The organism is Arthrobacter woluwensis (genome assembly GCF_900105345.1).
Classification (GTDB): domain Bacteria; phylum Actinomycetota; class Actinomycetes; order Actinomycetales; family Micrococcaceae; genus Arthrobacter_E; species Arthrobacter_E woluwensis.
In genome coordinates, this window is sequence record NZ_FNSN01000003.1 from 1878740 (window position 1) to 1903406 (window position 24667).

Sequence of the window (24667 nt, forward strand, 5' to 3'; positions counted from 1 at the left end):
GAGTGTCAGATGCGGACGAGCATCTTGCCGGTGTTGGCACCGCGCATCATGGAGAGGAACGCCTCGACGGTGTTCTCGACGCCGTCCACGATCGTCTCGTCATAACTGATGAGGCCCTCGCTGAACCAGCCGTTCATCCGCTCGGAGAACTCCTGGCCGAGGTGCAGGTAGGAGCCGAGGGTGAAGCCCTGGAGCCGCAGGCCGCGGGTGATCAGATTGGCCATGTTGTCCGGACCCGGTGTGCGCTCCGTGGTGTTGTACGCGGAGATCGCGCCGCAGAGGGCTGCCCGGCCGCCGTCGTTGAACGCGTCCAGCGCGGCTTCGAGGTGGTCCCCGCCGACGTTGTCGAAGTAGACGTCGATGCCCTCCGGTGCGGCGGCCGCGAGGAGTTCGCGCACGTCGCCGTCCTTGTAGTTGAACGCGGCGTCGTAGCCGTACTTCTCGGTCAGCAGGGCGACCTTCTCGGGCGATCCGGCGGAGCCGATGACGCGCTTGGCGCCCAGGAGCTTGGCGATCTGGCCTGCCGCGGTGCCGACGGCGCCGGCAGCGCCGGAGATGAAGACGGTCTCGCCTTCCTTGAGGCTCGCGATCTCGGTGAGGCCCACGTAGGCGGTGAGACCGGTCATGCCGAGGATGTGCAGACGCAGGGAGAGGGGCACGCCCGGGATCTCGGGAACGGCGCGGAAGGTCTCGGCGGCATCCTGGACGCCGTCCATCCAGCCATGCTGGTGCAGCACCACCGTGCCGACGGGCAGATCCTCGGAGGCGGACTCCACCACGCGACCGATGGCGCCACCCGCGATCGCCTCGCCCAGGGGATAGGGGGCGACGTAGCTGCGGGTGTCGTTCATCCGGCCGCGCATGTACGGATCCACGGAGATGAACTCATTGCGGACGCGGACCTGACCGGGCTCGAGCGCGGGGTGGGTGACGGTCGCGGTGTTGAAGTCCTCCGGCACGGGCCAGCCTTCGGGGCGACGTGCGAGCTGGATCTCGGTGGTGGTGAAGTCAGTCATGGGGTTCCTTCCGGGTCAGAGGGTGATGCCGAGAATGAGGGAGATGACGCCAAGCGCGGGGATCACGCCCTGCTTGAGCGCCGCGGAAGCCTTCTCCGGGCTGGAGAGCAGCAGGACCAGGCTGGCTGCCACCATCGAACCGGCGCCGGTGAAGACGAGGGTGTTGCCGATCGCGGGCTGGCCGGCTGCCACGAGGATGATGCCGAGCAGGACGGCGATCGCCAGGAAGAGGTTGTAGAAGCCCTGGTTGAAGGCCAGCTCGCGGGTGGCGGCCGCCTCGGTCTCACTGGTGCCGAACACGGCACGCGCCCGCGGCGAGGTCCAGGCGAGGGATTCCATCCAGAAGATGAAGACGTGCACGAGCGCGGCGATGCCGCTGAGGATGAGGCCGACGACGGCGAGGACGGTCATGTCAGGCCACCGCGAGTTCGACGTCGATGTTGCCGCGCGTCGCGTTGGAGTACGGGCAGACCTGGTGGGCCTTCTCGATCAGTTCCTGAGCCTGTTCGCGGGGGAGGGCGGGCAGATCGACCTCGAGGCGGACGGAAAGGCCGTAGCCGCCGTTGTCGAGGGAGTGCAGGGAGACGTCGGCAACGACCTCGGATTCACCGGCGTCGAGCTTGGCCTGTGCGGCGACGAGCTTGAGTGCCGAGTGGAAGCAGGCGGCGTACCCGGCGGCGAAGAGCTGCTCTGGGTTGGTGGCTCCGCCGGCTCCGCCGAGTTCCTTCGGGGTGCGGACCGGGGCGTCGAGGAGGCCGTCGGAGGACTGGATGTGGCCGTTGCGGCCATCTCCATGGGCGACGGCGGTGGCGGTGTAGAGAGCTTTTGTAGTCATGTACGCAACTATATTGTGCAAAATACAAATGCGCAATCTAGAATGGAGGCATGTCCTACGAACAACTCGATCTCGACGCGCAGCTGTGCTTCCCTCTGCACGCGGCATCGCGCGCCGTGACGCGCGCCTATGGGGAGCTGCTGGCCGAGTCGGGCCTCACCTACCCGCAGTATCTGGTGATGCTCGCGCTGTGGAAGGCGGAGGGTTCACTGAGTGTCGGTGAGCTGGGGGAGCGGCTGCGGCTCGACAGCGGCACTCTGACTCCTCTGCTCAAGCGCCTCGAGGCCGCGGGCCGGCTGACCCGTCACCGCTCGCCCGAGGATGAGCGGCGCGTGCTGGTTTCCCTGACCCCTGAGGGCCTGGCGCTCCGCGAGGTGGTGGCGGAAGTGCCCGGTCGGCTGGGCGAGATCGTGGGGCTCGGCCGCGAGGACGCCGAGAAGCTGAAGAGCCTCCTGATGACCGTGATGAGCTCACTCGACGGGCTCCGCTGAGGGGTTGGCCGGCCTGGCTTCTGGGACGTGGAAGCGCAGGTCAGGGCCCGATTTGGGCGATCCGCCACCGGTGGTCTAAGCTATATGAGTCGCAGCGGCGGGGAATGATTTCCTGGCGGGGCGGACAAGTGAATATGGGGGTATGGCGCAGTTGGTAGCGCGTCTGCATGGCATGCAGAAGGTCAGGGGTTCGAATCCCCTTACCTCCACAGATGGAGGGCCGGTCGAGAGACCGGCCCTTCGGCGTTTTCGGGGGCCACGGTCGCTGTGCCTGCCTAGGGAGCTCCGCTCGGGAACGTGAACCCGGTGGCACCAACAAGACGAGGTTGGCGGACGAGGGCCGCTGGGGGCTGAGGGTTCCACGCAGGGCGAGGCGGTTCAGCCTCGGGCTACGACCGCACTGCTCCGTGTCGCCTGATCGAAGGCCAGTTCGGCGGTTCGGCGGGCGAGTTCGTCCGTGAGACCCGCGCCCACTGGCAGGAGTGCCTTGGTGAGCAGTGGGCTCAGGAGTAGATCGCAGATCCAGTCGAGGTCCATCTGCGAGGCTTCCATCTCTCCGCGGGTGACGGCCCGATCCAAGACGGCCTGCACATTGGCCCGGCGGGGCCCGATGAACTGAGTGAGGTAAAGGTGCCGGATCGACTCGTCGATACGGATCGTCTCCAGCAGCCCTGGGAGGTTGTTCCGCAGCAACGGATCGGCGAACATCGCGACCTCCTGGCGCTGAAGCCGGAGGAGGTCGGAGCTAAGGGCTCCCGTGTCCTCGATCTCGTTCACGCCGAATCGATGCTGGATGACGTCGAACGCCAGGTGTCCGACGTTACGGTACCTGCGATAAAACGTCGGCCTCGTGGTGCCGACCTCTGCTACGAGGCCGTCGACGGTGAGGCTTGAGTAACCCGAGCTCCGCATGATGCGTTCGGCGGCCTGTCGCAGGGCTTCGCTGACATCAGAAGAGAGCGGCCGGCCTCGTTTGGTTGCCATGCGGCCAGTCTATCAAGCCGCCTCCTTCGCGGTCCTTGTCTCGCCGTCGGTGAATTAATATAGTGAAGGCGCTGTAATGGATCTCTGCGTGACGAAGGAGAAATCGTGGGGAAGAGGCCCGGCGGGATGAGTCTTGAAGATGAGCTCGGTCCCGCGGAACATCGGTACTTCGGCGGCGGATACCGTCAGGTCAAGCACGAGTTGCTGGAAGACGGCGACGGCGACGGCAAGCTATGGCAGGGGCGAGTCACCTATCCGGTGCTGTGGTCGCTCGGGTCAGACGGGCGTTCCCGCCGCCCGCATCTGAGCTCGGTGGACGCGCTGGCACTCCCGATGACAGCACTCGCCAAGACCCACTCGCGGGAGGCCTTCACGTCTCAAAGCGATACGCAATACTGGGTCAGGTACGTGAAGATCCGGGCGGGGAGCGAACCGTGGGATCGGTTGACCGACGTCCCGGTCGCGCTTGAGATGAGCAGGCGCGCACATGGCGGGCGGTCGCTCGAATGGTGCTCGGCCCGGGTGGGGAACATGAAGGTCGAATTGGGGCTTGCCGTGGCGGCGATCAAGCCTTCGACGATGGCTGAGACGATCAGTGATCTCGACTATCGGGACCACTCGATCACGTCTGCGGTGGACGAGCCTGATGGCATGGTCCATGAACTCAGATCGAGGCATGTCCTCGCGATCGGGACGACTGCCGACCAGGCCCCGGCGTATGCGTCAGCCATCGACTTCCTTGTCACCATGGGCCAGCTGGCTCAGGCTTTGGTGTACCGGGCTCACGCGACAGACCGGACTGGCGTGGACAATCTGTGGATGCGGACGATGACCATTGCGGTTCATGGTGGACGGCCGATCGTCCCCGGACCTTTTGAAGCGGTGACGACGTTGGACCGGGAGGGCGCCGTGGCGATCCACGGCCGGCGGCTACGGACCGTGCGTGTCCGATCCTTGGCATCGGTGGGCGTCGAAGGTGTGGCGGATCTGGCGTACTTCAGTGAGAGGTGAGGTGCGGGCATGATTCCTGACTCAGAGCGCAGGCAGGAGATTCTCTCGGCCGCAGCATCGTTGCTTGTCGACATGCCACTTGCGGACGTGGCCCTGTCGGACGTCGCTCGCGTCCTCCCTGCGCCGCTTCAGGAGGTGAATCGCTATTTCGGTTCCGTCGTCGACATCGGCGCCGCCCTTCTGAATGCCGAGGGAGACAGCATGCGGGAAGCGCAGCGCGCCGGTGCGTCAGCCGGGAGTGACCCGCTCGCGGTGCTCCAGTCCACGTTTCATGCGGTGGCCGTGAACATCAGTTCTCAGCCGATCGTCAGGGCTGGCATCCGGATCGCACAGGAGTCCCGACGGTTCTACCCCGAGCGGCGGATCGACCCATTCCGCACGTGGAAGGCGTTCGTCGTCGGGCAGCTGGAACTGGCCAAGTCTGAAGGGCGTCTTCGCTCAGGCGTCGACTGCGAGTCTGCGGCGTGGTTGATCGTGTCGTCGGGTCTAGGGGCGAAAGAGCTGGTCGCGTTCAGTGGGCGGTGGAGTGAGTTGCCCGAGATCATGGGCAAGACGGTTGGGCAGATCGTCTTGCTGCTTGAGACCGGCAGGGATCGTGCCGAGGACCCGGCCTGACCACGCGTGAGCACCGCTGGAACACGCTGCCGTCCGCGGTCATATTGAGCGCATCAGATCAATATTATGACAGGTGGTGTAACGTAAAGGCGTCGAGACGTTGACGTCTTGTGGGCATCTGATGGGGAGACTCGTCGGGGAACGCGGACGCGTGATGGGTTCACCTTCATGGTCATTGGGGGCTTGAAGGTGATTCTGGTGGCCTCCTGTTCTGGGGGGCGAGGCCAACGGGCCATCGCGCGGAAAGGGTGCAGGAAGCCGCCTGGCTTCGTGACGAGCATTTCGCCGTCGTTCCACCGCTGGGAATCGGGCTATTGATGCTCGGAGGGCTGCTGACCAGGCTGGGGCATCATGCTGAGGCGGTCAGCAGCCCATATCCATATCAGGCCGCGAACTGCCGGGAGGCCCCACCTGGGGATGGGCGCGAGCAGTCTACCGCGCCGCTCCTTGCGATGGCGGCGATGGCATCTCGATTGCGGCCCAGGTTTACGGTGCCTCGCCGCGTCGGGCCCACACTCCTCTTCGGGTTCCCTGCGGTGCCGCTATCGGCCGAAAGCTGATGACGTGTCCTGCGATGTCAACCTTGATGGCGACAAGCCTCAAGCCGGGCGTTACCCACATTGTCCATGGAGCGACGGAAGAAAATCGCGCTCGTCAGCGGACCTGATATGGACGACAGGTCGTAGTACGAGGACGATCCTCATTAAGATAGGGTATGTAACGTATATCTCGCAGTTTCGGTCGTTCGCCTCCATTCAGAGCCGGAACGGCGAGTGGCAGTGACTTGGTCAAGAGCGATCCAGCCTGGAGCTGGTTCAGCGACGTCAGGAAAGGGTCCCTTTGAGAATCACTCTTTGTCTTCTGTGTGATGAAGCCGCGGCTGACTCGACGTGCTACCGGGTTCATTGAGGTGAGGCCTGAGCCAGCGAAGAGCATCGAGCGCGAGCCTCCTGCGGCCAGCCAGCCCGCCATTCTGTTGCCTGCGTAGCCCACATCGGAGGTGATCCGGATCTTCGGCGTCAGCCTGCTCGAAAATGTGCTTGGTAGCAGCCCCGCGGGGCTGCTTGTTCAGATTCACCGATCAGAATCCGGCCGGAGTCACCGTTTGCGTGACAGGAGGTTCCGGGTCGTCCAAATGCTATTCAACAACAAGAGTTTCACGACATGGCGACTGTGGTTCGCCGATAAAAGGAGATATCCGTGACGCACGACGACGGTCACGCCCTGATGCGTGAATCTGCGCATCCGGCGCGACAGGAGTTGGATGTTCTCGCGATTGGCACCTGCTCCGGGTCCGTAGGTGAGCTCTGGCAGGGCCCAGCATGGTCGGGTAGCGCGGACGAGGTTGCGCTTCTGACCCTGCACGGCCCGAATCAGAGCATCACCTATGCCAGCCCCGCGAAGCCTGGCGGTCTTGAACATCGCGACAGTTACGACAGGTTGAGGAGGAAGGCCGAAGATGTCTTTTACGGAATGACAGGGTTCCCTCGCCAAGATGTGGTGCTCCGGTATCTGAGTGACATTCCACGTGGCAAGGGCATGGCAAGCTCGACCGCTGACATCGTTTCCGTCATCAGGTGCCTCTTCAAGCTTCATGGTTCGCCCGTGACCGATGAAGCGATGCGGGAGATCCTTCGTCATATCGAGCGGTCTGATCCGATCTTTCATGATTATCAGTCGATCTATTTCAGTGGACTGCAGAGGGTCTACCGACGATTCGAATCGCGGGTCGGCTTTTATGCCTATTGGGCCTTCGGAGGCGAGACGACTGCGACAAAGCACTTCGACCGTGGCTTGCTGCTCGACTCGTACAGCCGACATCGCGACGCATACGCGGCGTCCTTGTCTCGACTCGTGGCCGGTATGGACGCCGGATCTGCTGCGGCAGTGGCTGCGGAGGCGACGGAGAGTGCCCGGCTGGCGCAGGACTACCTATGGTCACCGTCCGTTGAAAGTCTCCTCGGCAGCTACCGAGAGCTGGGTGCTGCCGGCGTCGTGCGCGGCCACACCGGAAGCGTAGCCGGCCTGCTCTTCGAGGAGCGCCCAGCGGCCGCGGAGGCTGACGAGGTCAAGCGGATGTTCTCCCGTAGTTTGATGGAATGCTATGAAGGAAGTGTGGGATTATGCTGACTCATCCAGCGGACTTTCTCTCCAAGCCGGTCCTTCTCACAGTGAGACCGGGGTTCCATGTCTTGCGCTTTGAGTCTATGAAAGTCGCCTCCGCTGTAACGACGGTGCGAACGCTTCTTAACGAGGGGCGCATTGATCGAGGATCAATCCTTGTCGACAGTTCGAGTGGTATTTACGCGGTTGCGCTGGCGATGGCGGCCCATAAATTCGGCTTGCGCTGCAAGATCTTCGCTTCGACGACCGTTGACGCCGTCACCCAGGCGCAACTGAAATCTCTCGGCGCTGAGGTGGAGAGCGTCCCACCATCCGCTTCGCTGAAGCTCGATCAGGGTGAGCGGGTTCGGAGGGTTCAGGCATATATTGAGGCCACGCCTGATGCGTACTGGATGCGTCAATATCACGATCCGCTGCACTATGACGGGTATGCGGAAATCGCCTCCGAGCTAACCTTCCCTGAGCGTCCAGAGATTGTTCATCTCGTGGGGAGTGTCGGTTCCGGCGCCTCGACGAAAGGGATATCCAATGGTTTGAAGTCGAATCACGACGTCGTAGTCCACGGAATCCAGCCGTTCGGGTCCGTGACGTTTTCTTCGGAGCACGTCGAAGACCCCGACATGATCATCGCTGGAATCGGTAGCGCCATTCATTTCGACAACGTCGAGAGAGATCTCTACCGATCGATCGACTGGCTGAGCTTCGGTGTAGCGGCCACGGCAACGGCAACGATGTATCAGGAGATCGGCTTGTTCGCAGGCCTGTCGTCCGGATGTGCCTATCTGGTCGCCGACAAGATGATCCATAGAAATCTCGCCGAAGGCGAATCAGTGGTCATGATCGCTCCCGACACCGGTCATCGTTACGCACAGGCTTTGCTGCCTTACATCTCTCAACCTGTCATGCACTACGACGAATTGGCACCCATATTCGTGCGGAGTCGAGACGACCTGGCACTCCCGTGGAGCCGTCTTGATCGAGCCGAACTTCCCCTGAAGGATTGGAATGAGTTCTAAAACCATCGTCGCTCTCGAGGCGATGACCGTCAATCTCGAGCTTCTCGACGCCGCTGCGCGGCGCCGAGACCTCCATCTCATCGTCCTGGCGGGGGTCCCGGGCATGTATTTACCAGGTGGCCGGGACGTGGACATCCAGCAATGCGACACCTTCGATCTCGATGCGGTTCGGGCCCGCCTTGAGGAGCATGGCGACTCTCTTGTTGGCCTGGTCAGCCCCACCGATACGTGGGGGATTCAAGCGGTGGCGCTTTGCGAGGAACTGGGGCTCCCGCATCTCACGTCGTCGGAGAAGCTGGAGAAGCTCCGGGACAAGGCATGGGTTCGACACACCACCGATGCCGCATTCGGAAAGGTGCGCACGGGCATCGATCAGTCGCCACATATTCTGAAGCCGCGGAAGGGCACCGGGTCACAGAACATTGAACTGTTCCCGACGCGTCTGGAGCTAGAAGAGTCTGCAGAAAAGCGGAATCTGGTGTCGGATGAATGGGTAGTGGAACCCTACTTCAGAGGTCCGGTCTACAGCGCCGAGACCTATACCCGGGGCGGGTCGACGGCATTGCTGGGCGTGACCAACCGGATCATGTCACCCGAACCTCTCTTTGTGGAGCTGGTGAAGACGTTTCCCCATCTTCACGGCACTTCATGGGAGGGCAGTGTGGAGGCGTGGGCCAAGACGATCCTGGAGAGTGTCGAATTCGAAGCCGGGTTCGCCCACATCGAGTTCTGTGAGACGGCGAACGGTTTTGAGCTGATTGAGATCAACGCCCGAATGGCCGGTGCGCTCATCGGCCCTGCGATTCATCAGACGACAGGGATCGATATCTACGACATCCTGATCGGAGATGCCCTTGGAGAAGAACCGCGTTCTCTCGTGAGGAACATCCGAGGTGGGCACTCTCACGTCAGTGTCTATGCGGAGACAGCTGGAACCTTGACGTCGATCGACGGACTCGATCTGCTCGATGGCCTTCCTGGGAACATCGGCTGGATCCCGGCCAAGGCGGTCGGAGCTGAGATCTCACACGTGGGGGACTACAAATCTCGGATCGGAAACATCTATGCGACGGCGGCGGAGCCAGGGCTGGCCCAGGACTACGCGGTTGCAGCCAGCCGGCACTTGAGGGTGACGGTTTCCGGTGACTGAGACGTTGACGCCTGCGCCAGCGAAGATCCCAACATCTTCCTGGACGCTGCTGGTTCTGATCGTCGCGTCCGGCATCACGACCTTCATGTTCCTGCCGCTGCTCACGCTTGAGCTCGTGCGCAGAGGACTGGGCGTCGCCAGCATTGGAATCGTCGTAGGGGCGATGACCGGGTCCGGACAGATTGCGTCGGTATTTCTCGGATCCTTGGTGGCGAGGTTCGGCTCGAAAAGCGTGGCGCTCTGCGGGCTCGTGGTGAGGGCTGCCGGACTCTCCACCTTCCTGTTCCGTGATGATTTTGCCAGCTACCTTGTGGGAAGCATTGTTGCGGGCATCGGGTCCACCAGTGTGTCTCTAGGGATCAAGACTGAGCTTCTTGCTGCGGCCGGTTCGCGAAAGCTGATTTCACTCCGGTCGGCGGCGGTCAATGCGGGTGCCCTGATCGGTCCTGCCATCGGGGCGATCCTCTTCCAGGTCACAGGATTCAACATGATCATCGCCGCCTCATTGATCAGCTACCTGGTCATGGGTGCTGTCATCGTCTTTGTGCGCTTTGAATCCCGTGGCGCCGGAGTTCGGCCCAGTGCTGATCCACCGGTGCTTGAAGACCGCCTGTTTGCATCTGGAAAGCGTCGGCAGATCGCAGTGCTGCTGTTGCTGGTCGCGTCGTACTGGTTCGCATATTCGCAGTGGAACCTGCTGATGCCGCTTGCCGCCAAGCAGGCATTCCACACGGATCAAGCCTCGTCTTGGTTTTACATTGCTAATGCTGCTCTGATCCTTGGGCTTCAATATCTCCTCCTCGTGCACCTGCTCGGTCGTCTGAGTTCACGTCGCATTCTGCTCCTGGGATACGGCAGTCTGGTCGCCGGATTCGTCGTGCTCATGTTCGGATGGGCCGCCCCCGCAGTTGTGGCATTCGTTGTGCTTTTCACTCTTGGCGAGGCTCTCATCAGTCCGACTCTTGATGAGACCGCATCCGGGCTCTCCCTCGGACACGGGGGACTGGGTCGGCTGTTCGGCCTCATCGGATCAGTGTCCGGAGCAGCCTCATTCGCCGGTGGCGCCATGACCGGCGGGATTCTGAGTGCCGTTGGCACTGGTCCGGCCGCCAGCGCAGCCGGTCTCTTCGCGGGCCTTCTCGGTATGGTCCTCGCACTCTGGGGTTTACGAAAGAAGGAGCTGAGTTGAGGTTCACCATCTACATTCCGACTCCCCGGGGGATAGTCCTGGAGGCAGCGAGACGGTTCGGCCGCCTGTCAGTTGTTCCAGTGATTCAGCCCGGTCAGGACTTGAGCGAATACGGGGGGCTCGAGCCCCTGTTCGTTCAAGATCCACTCGACCCGGTTGAGGTTGCCCGGGCTGTTCTCGCACGAGACGCGGATGGTGACTCTCGATCGATCTGCCTTGCGTTCGGGGATAAGTCGACCGAGGTGGCAAGTCTTGTGAATGCTGCGCTTGGGTGGGACCTTCCGGGATACCTGGACTTTGTCACCCTCGAGACATTCCGCAGCAAATCCAAGCTTCGCCGTGTCCTCGGAGTGGGCAACCCGCTCAACGTTCCTTTCGCCGCGGTGTCACGGTGCGACGAGGTCGTTCGGTTTGTCGAGAAGATCGGCACGCAGGCGATCCTGAAGCCCGCAGACGGAAGCGGAAGCCGCAACATCGTTACTTTGGACCCCGGAACGGTAAGCGCGACCCTGTCGGCGATCGACACGTCGTGGATGTCGCAGGGCGCGGTTGTGGAACAGCGGGTTGTCGGTCCGGAATTTTCGGTCGAGGCGCTCAGCTGGAACGGGGAGCATTCGATTCTCGGTGTCACCCGGAAGTTCACTTCCGGTCCTCCGGGCTTCATCGAGACCGGGCACGAGTTTCCGGCGGACGTTTCGCTCGAGGTCCGAGACGCTCTCGAGCACGCCACCAAAGAGATTCTCAGCGCCGCAGGCCACCTCAGCGGCTTGTCTCACACTGAGCTGATCCTGGATGACGCAGGACCCAAGCTGGTGGAGTCGCACGGCAGACCAGGGGGCGATCGCATCTCGGACATGGTCGGCCTGGTTCGTGGCCGGTCGTCGTTCGAACTCTGGTTCGATGCGATGCTCACCGGTAGGCTCCCGGTGGTCCAAGAATCAGGGGTAACGGCGGGTGTCGAGTTTCTGGATCTCACGGGAATGAAGTCCACCGATGAGCAATGGACGGACCGCATGCTCAGTCTCCCCGGGGTCGTAGAGGCTTCCATCTTGCTGCCGGAAGCGGAGCGCGGCGAAATCGTTTCGTCGAGTACCCGGCACAGCCTGGTCGTTTTTTGTGGTTCGACAGACGAACGCGCCCGTATTCGGCGAGCAATCAATGCTGCAAACCTTGAACTTAAGTAGGGAAACATGAAGATTCTTGTTCTGACGATCCAGACCAACGATTACAAGTTCGTCAATAACTTCCTCATCCCGGAGTCCCTGCACCGCCAGGGCCACGAGGTCGCCCTCGGTGATGTCGATACGCTCAGCTACCTCCAAGGGGTCATTCAGTGCAAGCAGGCCACCTTCGAAGGCGGGGCTGTCGGCGAACCGCACGTGATCATGGATGAGATGCGCTCGTGTGAAGACTTCGATCTCGTCTGGGTGCTGGACTACAGTCACCCCGACCGTGAAAAGGAGTTCTTCCAGCTCCTGTGGCTCCTGGAGCGCAGAGTCCCCTTCGTCAACGACCCCAGCGGTCTCTTCTTCATGAACAACAAGATCGGAATCGCGGCTCTTGATCTGCAGGGCAATCTTCCCGAGTCGTTTGTTTCCTGCGACGAGGAGACCCTCCGTCAGGTCTGCGAGTCCAATGGTGACATCTCCTGGGTGATCAAGCCGCCGAATGCCGGCTGCGGTGCCGACGTGTTCAAGCTGACTGCAGGCGACGCCAATTTCTCCGCCCTTCTTCAGTCAGCGACGGGCAACGCTTACCAGAAGTACGAGATGTTCACGCGGGAGGCCTTCGGCCAGGCGGAGAAGTATGCAGTGCTTCAGGAGTTCCTGCCGGAGCTCAAGGGAACCGAGAAGCGGGTGATGATCGCCGACGGAAAGGTTGTCGGGGGGTTCAAGAAGACGGGCAAAGGTGCCGAGTTCCGCGGCAACGCTTCGACAGGCGGCGATGTCGGTGCGCTCGAGCTGAATGCGGATGAGCTTGCCCTGAGCGAGAAGATCGGTGAGCGGCTGAAGGACTTCGGAATTCGTTTCGTGGGGATTGATATGGCGTATCCATACCTCGTCGAGCTCAACCTCGTGAATCCCGGCGGGATCAATTACCACAGAAAGGCCACTGGGGAGGACATTGCGGACTTGCTGACCAGGACAGCGGTCGACGGAGCGCTTGCCGCAGCTGCTCGCTAGGTTCATTTCTCAAGGGCCGCCGCATTCAAACCGGTGCAGGCCTTTGGGAAATTCGGCTGAGGCGTGTACACGGTGACGTGTGAGGTGGCCGCCATGAGCTGACGCCCGATTCCACTCTCAGGCGGGCGTCAGCCCATGCAGGCCCGTGTATTCGGTCGACGGCAGGATGCCTGGTCGTTTAACGGTTTTGAGGAGGCTATTTTGGTTGATCCACGGAGCGCACTCGTACTCACGCGAAAAGACCCGAAGTCTAGATGGTCGGACAGCACGCACGAGGTGGACTCCTTCGCCATCGGCGCGTCCAAGATCACCTTGACCTTTGTGCCGAAGCACGCAGGAAGCCCACGCATCGCGTACTCATACAGCCGGGTGCGGGCGGCCGTCTGTGCCCCAGGGACCCCGATTCTTGTGCCGGACCAGCATGTGGTCTTGGTGCGCGGAGTTCTGTGGTCATCAGCTCTCGAGATCTTCGAGTTCGATGGCCCGGATGGGCCACTGAGGAAGTTGTTCTGGACCAGCCGGGATGGCATCGAGAAAACGTGTTGGTACGAGGCGGAAGACGTGGTCATCATGGCTGACGCGACGTACCGCTCTGCCCAGTCCAGTGCAGTCTTGGGCTATTTCCGAGAGATCATCGAGGCGAAGGATCCTGAATCCGACCCGATAGTCCGGGCCTATCGATCGTTCGATTTCGTCCATCCGGAGAGCGTGCTCGCAAGGTATCTTTCGGGAGGGCTGCCGTCACCACGGTCTGCGCCAGCTAAGCGGGTGTATCCATTTCGTAGCAACCTCAGCCAGCAGGAGGCTACCGAGAAAGCGCTGACGCATCAGATCTCGGTGATTGAGGGACCGCCCGGGACCGGAAAAACTGAGACCATCTTGAACCTGATCGCAAACATCGTCGTCAACGAACTGGGGAGCGTTGCCGTGGTGTCGTTGAGCAACTCCGCTGTCGAGAATGTGGGTGAGAAGCTCCAAGAGTACGGGTTCGGTCACATAGTGGCTGAGCTCGGAAACCGAACGAAACAGGAAGCCTTTTTCGCGGCCCAAAGGCAGCGCAATGAAGCTGCTGTCGCCTTTGCCCATTGCTCGCCGCCCGCACCGGATCCCACGCAGCTTGCCGAGCTCGACGAGCGGCTGAGAGCGCTACAAGCCATGGAGCGCGAACGGGCACAGGCTCGGGCGCTCCTCGCCGAGTACCGGCTGGAGTACGATCACTTCCGACGACGCTGCGACGACGAAAAGTCGGTGAGTGTCGACTCGCTTCCGCTTTTGCGCCGCCCCACCTCGCGCATCCTGGAGTTCCTTGCTGAGTCCTCCCTCGAAATGGAGTTTGGTTACCGCCCGGGTCTCATCGGTCGGGTGAGGAAATTCTTCAAGTATGGGCGTATACGAGACATCGATTCGGCCGACGTTGAAACTGTTCTCGCGCTTCAGTCCGCGTACTACCAAAAGCGCATTGCCGAACTCGTCTCAGACATCGCCAGGCTCGACGGCGAGCTCGATGGTTCCGACTTCGAAGAAGTAGCCCGCCAGCGGCAGCTGCGGTCGCTTGAGACATTTGCTGCATCGCTTGCATCAAGAGTCGGTCAAGGCGGCCGGGCCGACTTCACCCCGGACTCGCTACGGCACGCCACATCGTTTCGCTCGCTAGTTCACGAGTACCCATTGGTTCTCAGTACCTGTCACTCTTTGCGAAGAAATATTCCGGCAGGCAATCTGTTCGACTACCTCATCATTGACGAGGCGTCGCAGGTCGACCTCCTGAGTGCGAGCCTGGCGATGTCGGTGTGCCGAAACCTCGTCATTGTCGGTGACCGCAAGCAACTTCCGCAGATCAGCTCGATGCCGGAGGGCGCACTGCCGGCACCATCTCCACCTTATGACTATGTCGAGCAGAGTATCCTCTCCTCGTTGCAGTTGCTCTACGGTGAAACGGTGCCGGTGACTCTGCTCCGTGAGCACTATCGCTGTCATCCTGCGATTATCGGCTTCTGCAATCGTGCGTTCTACGATGGCCAACTGATTTCCTATACGAGCAGCGACGGCCGGGCCGCGCCGGCCATGAGGGTCCATCCCACAGCTCGCGGCAATCACATGCGCCAGCACCGAGGAGGCGGGAAATCGAATCAGCGGGAAATCGACGTCGTGCTTCAGGAAGTTCTCCCCGCAGCTCCGCCGGGCACCCGGCTGGAGGACATTGCGTTCGCGGCGCCGTATCGTCAGCAGGCTGACAAGGCCGCAGCGCAACTGAGCGATCAGATGGACACAGTCGACACCGTGCACCGATTGCAGGGCCGACAGAAACGCATGGTGGTGCTGACAACGGTGCTGTCCGAGACCTGGCAGGGCCTCCGCGGCCTGCAGTTCGTCGACGACCCCAGGCTCATCAATGTCGCTGTGTCCCGAGCCATCGACACCTTTGTGCTCGTTACAAACTTCGACCAGCTTCCGAAGAGCCGGCACATACGGGATCTGATCGGTTACATCGAGTACCACTATCCCGATCAGGCCGTCGAGCCGAGCGCGGTGGTGTCGGTTTTCGACCTGCTGTACCGAGACTTTGACGCGCAATTGGCTCCCCTGGCGGGTCGGCTCAGCAGCACGGCGAAGTACCGCTCGGAGGAGATCATCAGAGTGTTGATCGGAGACATCCTTGCCGAGCCGGCCCATGGCCATCTTCGATTGCAGGAGCAAGTCTTCCTCAAGAATCTCGTAGCTCGAGGAACTTCATTGAACGATGAGCAGCGTGCGTTTGTCCGGCGGACGTCCTCGGTCGACTTCGTGGTTTACAACGCCGTGACTCAGCTACCGCAACTCGCCATTGAGGTGGACGGGTTCGCCTGGCACGAGAACAATCCAGCCCAGTTGAGGCGGGACAGAGTGAAGGACTCGGTCCTGCAACGCGTAGGGCTGCCTCTCCTTCGGCTCCGCACCACTGAGAGCGGAGAAGAAGACCGCATCCGGGGAGCCCTCGCCGCATCGGCGCGGGTTTGACCACAGGCTCAACAGGGGATGACTCTGGACGGATCGCCCACTTCATGGTCGGCTGGAACCATGAGCTCACTGATCCGGCATATCACCCTCGATGCGGCAGACCCCTTCCAGCTGGCACGTTTCTGGGCCGAAGCCCTCGACGGTTCACTGGGCGACGACGACGCGCCGGGCGATCCCGAGGCCCTCGTCACGACTGCCGGCGGCTCGATGCTGTTCGTCAGGGTCGATGACCGCAAGACCGTGAAGAACCGCATGCATCTCGACATCCAGCCCCAGGACCGCACCCGCGACGAAGAGGTCGAACGCCTCCTCTCGCTCGGGGCCACGGTGCAAGGCGACCACCGGCGACCCGACGGGACCGGGTGGGTAACACTGCATGATCCCGAGGGCAACGAGTTCTGCGTCGAGCGCAGCGCCTCGGAGAGGACGGACGGCTGACGTCGTGACACCCGGCGCCGGCTGACCAGGCGCGTTCCTGCGCGCAGGAAACCCTTGAACGACATCCCCGAACGCGGCGTTGTCAGCGGAGAGTGTAAACGCTTACAATCTCTTTCGGCGCTGACTCCATCGCGCCGGAATGTGCACCATGAAAGGGTTGAGGCCGTGTTCCTTGACTGACCGTAGCCGCGCGACCATCCGGGACGTCGCCCTGCTGTCCAGCCTGTCCATCTGCACCGTGTCGCGGGCCCTGAGGGGACTTCCCAACGTGTCCGAGGACGCCCAGCGCCGTGTCGAGGACGCGGCCTCCAAACTCGGATACCGCGCCTCGTCTGCCGCAGCGCGACTGGCCGGTGGCAGGACCGGATCCGTGGCCATCATCGTCCCCCGGGCCACCACTTGGTTCTTCGCCCAGGCGGTGGAAGCGGCCGAAGAGGTGTTCGCCGACAGCGGCCTCGACTCCGTGCTCATCAGCCTCCGCGGTCGCGCTGACGTCCGCGAGAGGATCTTCGGTGATCTCGACGCCCTGGCTCAGCGTGTGGACGGTGTGCTGCTGCTCGGCGTCGACCTCGGCGACGATGAGGTGCAGGCGCTGGCCGCCTCGCCTCTGGAGGTGGCGAGCATGGGACTGAGCGGCGTACCGTGGGACACCGTAGGGATCGATGACGTTCAGGCGGCCCACGCGGCGACCAGTCATCTCCTCGGCCTCGGCCACGGGGAATTCGCCATCCTGGCGGCCGACGAGGACGATCGCGGGACCGTCGGCACCTCGGGCGATCGGCTCGCAGGGTTCACGCAGGCCCTGGCGGAGCACCATCTCGAGGTGCACCCTGACCGCATCATCAAGGAACCGTCCAGTATCGAAGGCGGGTACCGGGCCATGACCGAACTGATCGACAACCGGGGCCTCCCGGAGGCCGTGTTCGCGGCCTGTGACGAGGCCGCGTTCGGAGCGCTCAAGGCACTCCGCGAGCACGGGCTGTCCGCGCCGAAGGACGTCTCGCTCATCGCCATCGACGACCACCCGATGAGCACCGTCCTGGGGCTCACGACCGTCGCGCAGCCCGTGGCGGACCAGGCGGCGTTCGCCGCCGATCTGCTCACCGAGCGTCTTCAAGGACGGTCCGGGGCCCCGCAGGACCATCGCCTGCCCGTCGCCCTCATCGAACGCAAGACCACCCGCCGCCCCCGGCGTCAACCCTGAGGACCCCCCATGACCACATCACTGAACACGTCGATCTGGGACGGCACCGAGGCGCTCCTTTTCGACCTCGACGGCGTGCTGACCCCCACCGCTCTCGCTCATGAGCAGGCGTGGCGCACCCTGTTCGAGGACGTCCTCGCCGTCGAAGGGGTCGGACCGGAGTACACGGATGCCGACTACTACGCCCACATCGACGGACGGCCGCGCTACGACGGTGTCCGCGAATTCCTGGCCTCCCGGGGCCTCACCCTGCCTGAGGGCCAGGACGACGACGCGCCGACCGAACGCACCGTCCGCGGCCTTGGAAACCTGAAGAACCGCCTGTTCGCCCAGATCATCGAGGACGGCATCGAGCCGTACCCCGGTTCGTCACGCTTCGTCGCGGCTGCCCGCGAGCGCGGTGTGAAGCTCGCCGTCGTGTCGTCATCCCGCAATGCCCCGGCCGTGCTGGAGGCGGCAGGGATGGCGGATCTGTTCCCCATCGTGGTCGACGGCAACGTCGCGGCCCGCGAAGGGCTGCCCGGCAAACCGCATCCGGCCACGTTCCTGCGGGCCGCCGAGCTGCTCGGAGTGGACCCCGCCGCCGCCACGGTGGTGGAGGACGCCGTCTCCGGAGTCGAGGCCGGCGCGGCCGGCGGGTTCCGCGCCGTCATCGGCGTGGACCGTGGAGCGGGAGAAGACGTCCTGCGCTCCGCCGGGGCCACGCTCGTGGTGTCCGACCTCGACGAACTGCTCCCGGCCTGATCCTCAGGCACCCCACCCCACACTCCGCCGGGACGCTTCCCCCACGTCCCGGCGCCCCCCGATCGATCCAGCGTCTGAAAGCCTTCCCATGTCTCTGATCTCCGCTGACCGCACCCGATTCCCCGCCCACCCCTGGGCCCTGCTCGAAACGTCGTACGCCCCCGGTTCGGAAGGCGCCCTGGAGACCGTCTTCGCCCTCGGCAACGGTCACCTCGGAGTGCGTGGTGCTCATGCGTCCGCTGCCGACGCCTTCCTGCCGGGCAGTTTCATCAACGGTTTCCACGAGACCTTCGACATCCGTCACGCCGAAAACGCCTACGGCTTCGCCAAGCAGGGCCAGCGGATGCTGTACGTCCCCGATGTGCAGGAGACGCTGCTGCGCGTGGACGGCGAAGAACTGTCGCTCGGCACGGTGCCCGTCCTCGACTACCGCCGCACCCTGGACTTCGCGAGCGGGATCTACGAGTGCACCGTCGTCTGGCAGTGTGCCTCCGGTGCGGTCGTCACCACGGTCGAACGGCGGGTGCTCGGGCAGAGCCACCGTGGCTCCCTCGCCGTCGAACTGCGCCTGAGCGCGGACCGACGGATCGTGCTGGATGCCGTCTCCCAGGTGGTGAACCGTCAGGATCAGCCGGCCGAGGACCATTCGGACCACGACCCCCGTCGCTCCGGACGCCACGCCGGCCGAGTGCTCATGCCGGCGTTCAGCGACGGCGCCAAGGGCTCCCTGCGCCTCGCCTGGACGACGGCGGCCTCCCGCCAGAGCGTCGCCGTCGCGGTCGATCACGTGGCGCCGGGCGCCCTCCCGCCCTTCTCGACGGAGACGGACGCCGACCGGAGCGCGGTCCGCTACGTCTTGCCGGTCGACCCGGGGGAAGAGTTCGTCCTTGAGAAGCGCGTCTCCTACGCCGTGGGTCCGGAGACTCCGGAGACGCTCCTGGCCCGTGCCGAGGAGGCGGTTCTCAGTATCGAGGAGCTCGCCGCGGAATCGGCCGAGCACTGGGCGCAGTACTGGTCCACCGCGGACATCGAGCTGCCGGGCCAGCCGGAGCTGCAGCAGGCGGTCCGCTGGAACCTCTTCCAGCTGGGCCAGGCGACCGCGCAGGCCGGCGTGTCCGGGATCCCCGCCAAGGGCGTCAGCGGATCGGGTTACGAGGGCCACTACTTCTGGGATCAGGAGGTGTACCTGATGCCCTACCTCAGCTACACCTCCCCGGACGCCGCCCGGAAGGTGCTCGCGTTCCGCCACTCGATGCTGCCCGCCGCGCGGGCCCGTGCGGCCGAGCTCAGCGTGGACGGCGCTCTCTTCCCGTGGCGCACCATCAACGGCCAGGAGGCCAGCGCGTACTACGCCGCCGGCACCGCACAGTTCCACATCAACGCCGCCGTCGCCTTCGCCGCGGCCCGCTACGTCTGGGCGACGGGCGACGACGAGTTCCGCACGGGGGAGGGCGCGGAGATCCTGTCCGAGACCGCCCGCATGTGGGTCTCCCTCGGCTTCTTCGGCAAGGACGGGCGCTTCCACCTGCACGGGGTCACGGGTCCGGACGAGTACACGGCCGTGGTCAACAACAACCTGTACACGAACGTCATGGCGCGGTTCAATCTCCGGGCCGCGGCCGCCGTCGAGGGGCGCTTCGCCGGAGTGACCGAACGGCAGCTCTGGTCCGAAGCCGCGGAGCGCATGACCCTGCCCTACGACACCGATCTGCGCGTCCACGCTCAGGACGCCGACTTCATGACCCTGGAACCGTGGGACTGGGACGTGCCGCGGGACAAATACCCGCTGCTGCTGCACTTCCACCCGCTGGTGATCTATCGGCACCAGGTGCTCAAGCAGGCGGACACGGTGCTGGCGATGTTCCTGCAGTGGCAGGACTTCAGCGCCGTGGAGAAGCAGCGTGCCTTCGACTTCTACGATCCGCTGACCACCGGCGACTCGACGCTCTCGGCGTGCGTGCAGGGCATCATGGCGGCCGAGGTCGGCTACGGGGATGTGGCGCTGCGGCACTTCACGACGGCGGCGTTCATCGACCTGGACGATTTGCATCACAACACGGTGGACGGCGTCCATACGGCCTCGGCGGGCGGTGTCTGGGCCGCGCTCGTCAACGGTTTCGCCGGCTTCCGCGACCAGGGGGAGCACCCGCTTTTCGACCCCCGGCTGCCGGAGGGCTGGGAGGGCCTCGCCTTCCGTCTGCGGATGCGGGGTTCGGTGCTCGCCGTGCGCCTGGCGCCGGGTGAGATCACGCTCAGCGTCGAATCCGGCGGCCCCTTGGACGTCCAGGTCCGGGACCGGCTCGTCCACGTCGGGTCTGATCCGGTGCGGGTGGCCCTCGCGGCGGTGCCGTCCCCGGCGCCGAGCGTCTTCCCGCAGTCGCCTGCCACGGCCGGGCTGCAGACGGTGCTGACCCGCGCCTGAGTGAGCGGCCGGCGTGATGGTCGGCGCCGCCCTGGACGGTGTTTTCTCCATCACTTTCGGCCCGAGTTCCGGGGTTTGTTACGGATGATCCCGCCTCGGACGATGGTCCGCACGGTACCGTTTTGACCAGGCCATCATCGTGGAGAAGGAGCACCAGCATGCCGGAGATCATCGTCGTCGGAGTGGACGGAACCGAGACCGCAGCGCGAGCCGCGGAGCAGGCCCTGCGCCTCGCCCAAGGGTTCGGCGCCACGCTGCATGTGGTCACCGCCTACGAGGGCAACAAGGCGTCCCTGCACGGCGCCAATTACGAGCGTGCCGTGATCTTCGGAGACCGCCAGGAGAAGGCCGCGGAGACCGCCAGAACGGTCGCCGGGAGCCTGTCCGCGGACGGCGTCCAGGTCGAAGCCTTCTCCGTGGTGGGCACCCCCGCCGAGGCGCTCATCGCCCACGCCGAGGAGCACGACGCCAGCGTGATCGTGGTGGGCAATCGCCGCATGAAGGGCCTGGCCCGCGTCCTGGGCAGCGTCGCCAACTCCGTGGCCCACGAAGCCAAGTGCAACGTCTACATCGCGGACACCACCGACTGAACCGTCAGGAACCCTCGACTGCTCTCCGGTAGCGCTCGGAGAGCAGTCGGAGGCGGGGGATGAGCTCGGGCGGGCTTTCCACGGTGAAATCCATCATCAGCATGCCGATATAGGCTGCCACGGTGTCCAGGCTGTCCGCCCCCGTCACCAGCACGCAGTGCTCCGCATCGATCGGTTCGACGACCCCAACCGTGGGGTTGATGCGGTCCAGCACACTCTGAGCCGAGGCATCGATCCGCAGCCTGGCGTGGACCTTCCATCCGCTCGCCGCGATGGTGCGCAGAGCGAACGCCGCGTAATCGCCGCCCGGCAGGGGACGGGGCGTGAACAGCCGATGGGTCGGGTTGCCCAGTGCCATCCAGTCGACGCGGTAAGTTCCCCAGGTGCCCTCCCGGGGATCGCGCGCCACGAGGTGCCAGCGTCGCTGCCAGCTCAGCAAGCGATAGGGCTCGACCAGTCTCTCGGCGCCGTCATAGTCGAACCGCAGACGTTCAGTATCCCGGATCGCCGCTGCCACGGAGCGGAGCACCCGGGGGTCGACCTCCGGATCCGGGGCGTCCGTGTCGATGTTCTCCTGACCACGGTCGATGGCCGTGCCCAGGGCGTCGACAATGGGCCGCAGCCGTGCCGGCAGCACCTGTTCGATCTTCGCCAGCGCGCGCGTGCGTACCTCTTCAATGCCGCTGATCCCGGCGGCCGCCTGAAGGCCGACCGTGACGGCGACAGCCTCCTCATCGTCGAGCAGGAGCGGTGGCAGGCGTCCGCCCGCTCCCAGACGGTAACCGCCCACGGGTCCTCGGACCGCCGTCACGGGGTAGCCGAGTTCCCTCAGCCGCTCGACGTCGGCGCGCACGGTTCGCGGGCTCACCCCGAGGCGCTCCGCCAGTTCGCGTCCGGTGCGCCCTGCGGGAACCTGCAAGAGGGGGAGGAGAGCGAGAAGCCTGCCCGCGGGACCGGTCATGGGATCCTCCGAAATTCGTGAGGTTAAGAGGAACGTTTTCAGCCTAATAGGTCCGTAGCGTGGGAACCATGAACACCACAGCACCCCTCGAAATCCAGCCCTTCACCGTGTCCGTCAGCGACGCCGACCTCGCCGATCTCCAGGACCGCCTCGCCCGGACACGCCTGCCCCAGCCGGCTCCCTCCGACGACTGGCGCACCGGAACCCCCAACAGCTATCTGCGGGAGGCCGTCGCGGCCTGGCAGTCCCTCGACTGGCGTGCCGCCGAGGCCCGTCTCAACGCTGTCCCACACTTCACCACTCGGATCGATGGGCAGCTCGTGCACTTCATCCACGTGCGCTCCGCCCATCCCGGAGCCACCCCGCTGCTGCTCGCCCACACCTACCCCGGGTCATCGGTGGACTACCTCGATCTCATCGACCGCCTGGTGGACCCCGTGGCGCACGGCGGGCGGCCCGAGGACGCGTTCGATGTCGTCATTCCCGACGCTCCCGGGTACGGTTTCTCGCAGCCCGTGACCGAGTCCGGATGGACCGTCGGCCGCGTGGCACGGGCCTACGACGCGCTCATGCGGGGCCTCGGCTACGACGGCTACGGCGTTCACGGCTCGGACAACGGGGCGATGGTCGCAAGGGAACTCGGTCTGCTCAATCCCGACGGGTTCCTCGGCCTGCACGTCCTGCAGCTGTTCTCCTTCCCCTCCGGCGATCCGGCGGAGTTCGAGAAGCTGGAACCCGCGGACTACGCGGGTCTGGAACACATGCAGTGGTTCCAGTCCGTGGGCGGCTACAACACCATGAACGCCTCTCGGCCTCAGACGGTGGCGGTCGGTCTCAGCGACTCACCCGTCGGCCTGCTCGCGTACAGCGAACTGTTCGAGTCCTTCGGCAACGGCACCTCGCTGGTCCCTCTCGAGAAGGTCCTGCTGGAGGTCAGCGTGAATTGGTTCGCCAACGCGGCCGCCGGGATGAGCCGCAGCTACTTCGACAACGCCCAGGAACAGGCCGAGCCGCAGGTCAATCACGCTCCCACGGGCGTGGCCGTCTTCAAGGACGATTTCCAGACGATCCGCGTGTTCGCCGATCGGGACAACGCGAACATCGTGCATTGGAGCCGGTTCGAGGAAGGCGGGCATTTCGCCGCACTGGAGCGGCCGGAGATCCTAGCCGAGGACATCCGGGCGTTCTTCACGGGTCTGCGCTCGCAGGCCTGACGAGATGCTGAGCGAGGTGCCCGGCCGGGTGACGGCGCCGACGTCGGGGGTCCGGTTTGGATGCGCGGGCTGCAGCCCGCGATCTCGGCGGGTTCCCCCCGAACTCGGCGGCTGACCACGCGTGACGAGCCGGCGCGCCCTAGGATCGAGGCATGGAAGCAGCAGCCTCGCCCTCCGGTCTGAGCGCGCCCGAACCCGCGGCCGCGGGCCTGTCCGCCAAGAAGGTGCGCCTCCGCCTCGCCTTCCTGTCCGCACTGGGCCACGGCTTCCTGGAATCCGGCCAGACCACGCGCCAGACCGAGGAGGCCCTCGGGAGGTATGGGCGCGAACTCGGCCTGGACGGCCTCGTGCTCAACTCTTTCGGCCGGATGCTGTTGCTGGAAGCCGTCACGCGCGACGGCGCAACAGTCTCCCTCTCCGGCGCGGCCCGGTCGCTCGACGCCATCGACTGCACCAGGGCCCGCGCACTCGAGAGACTCGCTGAGCGCACCGTCGAGGACGCCCGGACCTGGGCCGATTCCGCCGCGGCCCACGGCGGTCTCACCGCGGCGCGGCAGGAGGTCGAACGGCTCCGGGACACGGCCACTCCATGGTGGGTGGTCACGCTCGGGCTGACGCTCCTGGCGTTCTTCATCAGCATGCAGTTGGGCGTCAGCTGGCAGGCCTGGGTCGCCGCGGCGCTGGTGCAGGCCGTGACCTCCCTGGTCGGAGTGATGATCGGCGGGCTGCGACTGCCCCGGCTGTTCGCCATCGCCGTGCAGAGCTGCGCGGCGGGCGCCTTCGCCACCGCGCTCGTCCAGCTCGGCTTCGTGGACCCGGTGGGCGCGGCAGCGGCGATCGCGGTGAACTGGCTCCTGTTGATCCCCTTACCCCAGGTCATCGGAGCGGTGACGGACGCCATCGAAGCCGACCATCTGTCCGCCATGACGCGCGTGGCGAGCGTCGCCATCGCCGCCGGAGGGATCGCGATCGGCGGAGGATTCACCTTCGCGCTGGGGGAGGTCCTCGGCATGGCCCATCCACGGCTCGACGCCCTGCCCACCCTGCCCTGGTATCTGGTGCTGGTGTTCTCCGCCCTGGGCGCCGTGGCGAATGCGTTCGCCAACGGCGGGAGGCTGGCGCTGGTGGCGCCGGCCGCCTTCCTGGGCGTGGTCACGGGCGCCGTCAACCAGTTCTTCCTTCACGCGACCGGCCTGTCCGCGGTCTGGGCGAATTCGCTCTCGGCCGTGGTCCTCGGCCTCCTGAGTGCAGCCCTGGTGAAGCGCACCGGCTACCCGTACCAAGTGCTCGCACTCATGGGCATCACGGGCGCCCTCCTGCCCGGGATCCCGGTGTTCTTCGGCATCCTTCAGGCGATGGGCGGGGGCGATGCGGCGGAGCATTTCGGCACGGCCGCAGCGATCAGCCTGGGTATCGGGACGGGGGTCGCGCTCGGCGTGCATCTGGCGCGTCTCAGGTGGCGCACGCGCTGATCCGTCCGGGC

Annotated in this window: 22 protein-coding genes and 1 tRNA gene; 18 read left to right on the plus strand and 5 right to left on the minus strand. The window is 64.5% G+C overall.

The genetic code is table 11. From position 1 onward, the window contains the following. Positions 1-5 precede the first annotated feature (5 nt). Genes BLV63_RS09230 through BLV63_RS09240 form a run of 3 tightly spaced genes read right to left on the minus strand, consistent with a single transcriptional unit; the run spans position 6 to position 1851 of the window. Positions 6-1016, minus strand: a complete 1011-nt coding sequence (locus BLV63_RS09230; protein WP_066210442.1) for an NADP-dependent oxidoreductase — start codon at positions 1014-1016, stop codon at positions 6-8. A gap of 15 nt (positions 1017-1031) precedes the next feature. Continuing rightward, positions 1032-1427 carry a DUF1304 domain-containing protein gene (locus tag BLV63_RS09235; RefSeq protein ID WP_066210441.1) on the minus strand — a complete coding sequence of 132 codons (396 nt, stop codon included), beginning with the start codon at positions 1425-1427 and terminating at the stop codon, positions 1032-1034. Position 1428: 1 nt separating this feature from the next. Next, entirely contained in the window at positions 1429-1851 is a 423-nt protein-coding gene (locus BLV63_RS09240; protein WP_066210439.1) for an organic hydroperoxide resistance protein, read from the minus strand. Between the two features lie 50 nt (positions 1852-1901). On the opposite strand from BLV63_RS09240, the gene BLV63_RS09245 reads away from it, so the two are divergent. Next, complete coding sequence (locus tag BLV63_RS09245; RefSeq protein WP_066210437.1) at positions 1902-2342, plus strand: MarR family winged helix-turn-helix transcriptional regulator; 441 nt, start codon at positions 1902-1904, stop codon at positions 2340-2342. Between the two features lie 136 nt (positions 2343-2478). Continuing rightward, a tRNA-Ala gene (locus BLV63_RS09250) sits at positions 2479-2551 on the plus strand. Positions 2552-2720: 169 nt separating this feature from the next. Here the strand turns inward: BLV63_RS09250 and BLV63_RS09255 are convergent. Continuing rightward, positions 2721-3326, minus strand: a complete 606-nt coding sequence (locus tag BLV63_RS09255) for a TetR/AcrR family transcriptional regulator (protein ID WP_066210435.1) — start codon at positions 3324-3326, stop codon at positions 2721-2723. Between the two features lie 126 nt (positions 3327-3452). Here BLV63_RS09255 and BLV63_RS09260 point away from each other — a divergent pair, with 126 nt between their 5' ends. The 14 genes from BLV63_RS09260 to BLV63_RS09325 all read left to right on the plus strand — a co-directional run bounded on the left by BLV63_RS09260 (position 3453) and on the right by BLV63_RS09325 (position 21009). Next, the gene (locus BLV63_RS09260; RefSeq protein ID WP_139244671.1) at positions 3453-4337 is read left to right on the plus strand and encodes an AvrD family protein; all 885 of its coding nucleotides are present in this window, start codon (positions 3453-3455) and stop codon (positions 4335-4337) included. Positions 4338-4346: 9 nt separating this feature from the next. Further along, the gene (locus BLV63_RS09265; RefSeq protein WP_066210431.1) at positions 4347-4952 is read left to right on the plus strand and encodes a TetR/AcrR family transcriptional regulator; all 606 of its coding nucleotides are present in this window, start codon (positions 4347-4349) and stop codon (positions 4950-4952) included. A 1200-nt stretch (positions 4953-6152) separates the two neighbouring features. Further along, positions 6153-7082 (plus strand): GHMP family kinase ATP-binding protein, encoded by a 930-nt coding sequence (locus tag BLV63_RS09270; RefSeq protein WP_066210429.1) that lies wholly within the window; start codon positions 6153-6155, stop codon positions 7080-7082. A gap of 77 nt (positions 7083-7159) precedes the next feature. Continuing rightward, positions 7160-8092, plus strand: coding sequence for a pyridoxal-phosphate dependent enzyme (locus BLV63_RS09275; protein WP_169795489.1), 933 nt, complete (start codon positions 7160-7162; stop codon positions 8090-8092). Further along, complete coding sequence (locus BLV63_RS09280; RefSeq protein ID WP_066210425.1) at positions 8082-9242, plus strand: ATP-grasp domain-containing protein; 1161 nt, start codon at positions 8082-8084, stop codon at positions 9240-9242. The genes BLV63_RS09275 and BLV63_RS09280 overlap by 11 nt, the downstream gene beginning before the upstream one ends. Beyond that, the gene (locus BLV63_RS09285; RefSeq protein WP_066210423.1) at positions 9235-10431 is read left to right on the plus strand and encodes an MFS transporter; all 1197 of its coding nucleotides are present in this window, start codon (positions 9235-9237) and stop codon (positions 10429-10431) included. Before BLV63_RS09280 ends, BLV63_RS09285 begins: the two co-directional genes overlap by 8 nt. Further along, positions 10428-11615 (plus strand): ATP-grasp domain-containing protein, encoded by a 1188-nt coding sequence (locus BLV63_RS09290; RefSeq protein WP_066210421.1) that lies wholly within the window; start codon positions 10428-10430, stop codon positions 11613-11615. The genes BLV63_RS09285 and BLV63_RS09290 overlap by 4 nt, the downstream gene beginning before the upstream one ends. A gap of 6 nt (positions 11616-11621) precedes the next feature. Further along, complete coding sequence (locus tag BLV63_RS09295; protein ID WP_066210418.1) at positions 11622-12614, plus strand: ATP-grasp domain-containing protein; 993 nt, start codon at positions 11622-11624, stop codon at positions 12612-12614. A gap of 135 nt (positions 12615-12749) precedes the next feature. Then, entirely contained in the window at positions 12750-15611 is a 2862-nt protein-coding gene (locus tag BLV63_RS09300) for an AAA domain-containing protein (protein WP_082723970.1), read from the plus strand. Between the two features lie 60 nt (positions 15612-15671). Further along, complete coding sequence (locus BLV63_RS09305) at positions 15672-16049, plus strand: VOC family protein (RefSeq protein ID WP_066210412.1); 378 nt, start codon at positions 15672-15674, stop codon at positions 16047-16049. Positions 16050-16221: 172 nt separating this feature from the next. Next, a complete protein-coding gene (locus BLV63_RS09310; protein ID WP_254780537.1) occupies positions 16222-17253 on the plus strand; it encodes a LacI family DNA-binding transcriptional regulator in 1032 nt (343 codons plus the stop codon). Positions 17254-17262: 9 nt separating this feature from the next. Next, positions 17263-17997, plus strand: coding sequence for an HAD family hydrolase (locus BLV63_RS09315; RefSeq protein ID WP_066210405.1), 735 nt, complete (start codon positions 17263-17265; stop codon positions 17995-17997). A gap of 88 nt (positions 17998-18085) precedes the next feature. Further along, the gene (locus BLV63_RS09320; protein ID WP_074784205.1) at positions 18086-20419 is read left to right on the plus strand and encodes a glycoside hydrolase family 65 protein; all 2334 of its coding nucleotides are present in this window, start codon (positions 18086-18088) and stop codon (positions 20417-20419) included. Between the two features lie 158 nt (positions 20420-20577). Beyond that, positions 20578-21009 (plus strand): universal stress protein, encoded by a 432-nt coding sequence (locus BLV63_RS09325; protein WP_066212053.1) that lies wholly within the window; start codon positions 20578-20580, stop codon positions 21007-21009. 4 nt (positions 21010-21013) lie between these two features. Here the strand turns inward: BLV63_RS09325 and BLV63_RS09330 are convergent, their stop codons facing one another. Further along, the gene (locus BLV63_RS09330; RefSeq protein WP_066212055.1) at positions 21014-21970 is read right to left on the minus strand and encodes a helix-turn-helix transcriptional regulator; all 957 of its coding nucleotides are present in this window, start codon (positions 21968-21970) and stop codon (positions 21014-21016) included. 68 nt (positions 21971-22038) lie between these two features. On the opposite strand from BLV63_RS09330, the gene BLV63_RS09335 reads away from it, so the two are divergent. Beyond that, positions 22039-23184, plus strand: coding sequence for an epoxide hydrolase family protein (locus BLV63_RS09335; protein ID WP_066212984.1), 1146 nt, complete (start codon positions 22039-22041; stop codon positions 23182-23184). A 152-nt stretch (positions 23185-23336) separates the two neighbouring features. Beyond that, the gene (locus tag BLV63_RS09340; protein ID WP_066212057.1) at positions 23337-24656 is read left to right on the plus strand and encodes a threonine/serine exporter family protein; all 1320 of its coding nucleotides are present in this window, start codon (positions 23337-23339) and stop codon (positions 24654-24656) included. Positions 24657-24667: the final 11 nt, after the last annotated feature.

What these genes read in the sequence shown, in the direction of transcription:
- BLV63_RS09230 (WP_066210442.1), bottom strand. Translation starts at nt 1,016, where the DNA reads ATGACTGACTTCACCACCACCGAGATCCAGCTCGCACGTCGCCCCGAA.
- BLV63_RS09235 (WP_066210441.1), bottom strand. Translation starts at nt 1,427, where the DNA reads ATGACCGTCCTCGCCGTCGTCGGCCTCATCCTCAGCGGCATCGCCGCG.
- BLV63_RS09240 (WP_066210439.1), bottom strand. Translation starts at nt 1,851, where the DNA reads ATGACTACAAAAGCTCTCTACACCGCCACCGCCGTCGCCCATGGAGAT.
- BLV63_RS09245 (WP_066210437.1), top strand. Translation starts at nt 1,902, where the DNA reads ATGTCCTACGAACAACTCGATCTCGACGCGCAGCTGTGCTTCCCTCTG.
- BLV63_RS09255 (WP_066210435.1), bottom strand. Translation starts at nt 3,326, where the DNA reads ATGGCAACCAAACGAGGCCGGCCGCTCTCTTCTGATGTCAGCGAAGCC.
- BLV63_RS09260 (WP_139244671.1), top strand. Translation starts at nt 3,453, where the DNA reads ATGAGTCTTGAAGATGAGCTCGGTCCCGCGGAACATCGGTACTTCGGC.
- BLV63_RS09265 (WP_066210431.1), top strand. Translation starts at nt 4,347, where the DNA reads ATGATTCCTGACTCAGAGCGCAGGCAGGAGATTCTCTCGGCCGCAGCA.
- BLV63_RS09275 (WP_169795489.1), top strand. Translation starts at nt 7,160, where the DNA reads ATGAAAGTCGCCTCCGCTGTAACGACGGTGCGAACGCTTCTTAACGAG.
- BLV63_RS09280 (WP_066210425.1), top strand. Translation starts at nt 8,082, where the DNA reads ATGAGTTCTAAAACCATCGTCGCTCTCGAGGCGATGACCGTCAATCTC.
- BLV63_RS09295 (WP_066210418.1), top strand. Translation starts at nt 11,622, where the DNA reads ATGAAGATTCTTGTTCTGACGATCCAGACCAACGATTACAAGTTCGTC.
- BLV63_RS09300 (WP_082723970.1), top strand. Translation starts at nt 12,750, where the DNA reads ATGCAGGCCCGTGTATTCGGTCGACGGCAGGATGCCTGGTCGTTTAAC.
- BLV63_RS09305 (WP_066210412.1), top strand. Translation starts at nt 15,672, where the DNA reads ATGAGCTCACTGATCCGGCATATCACCCTCGATGCGGCAGACCCCTTC.
- BLV63_RS09315 (WP_066210405.1), top strand. Translation starts at nt 17,263, where the DNA reads ATGACCACATCACTGAACACGTCGATCTGGGACGGCACCGAGGCGCTC.
- BLV63_RS09320 (WP_074784205.1), top strand. Translation starts at nt 18,086, where the DNA reads ATGTCTCTGATCTCCGCTGACCGCACCCGATTCCCCGCCCACCCCTGG.
- BLV63_RS09325 (WP_066212053.1), top strand. Translation starts at nt 20,578, where the DNA reads ATGCCGGAGATCATCGTCGTCGGAGTGGACGGAACCGAGACCGCAGCG.
- BLV63_RS09330 (WP_066212055.1), bottom strand. Translation starts at nt 21,970, where the DNA reads ATGACCGGTCCCGCGGGCAGGCTTCTCGCTCTCCTCCCCCTCTTGCAG.
- BLV63_RS09335 (WP_066212984.1), top strand. Translation starts at nt 22,039, where the DNA reads ATGAACACCACAGCACCCCTCGAAATCCAGCCCTTCACCGTGTCCGTC.
- BLV63_RS09340 (WP_066212057.1), top strand. Translation starts at nt 23,337, where the DNA reads ATGGAAGCAGCAGCCTCGCCCTCCGGTCTGAGCGCGCCCGAACCCGCG.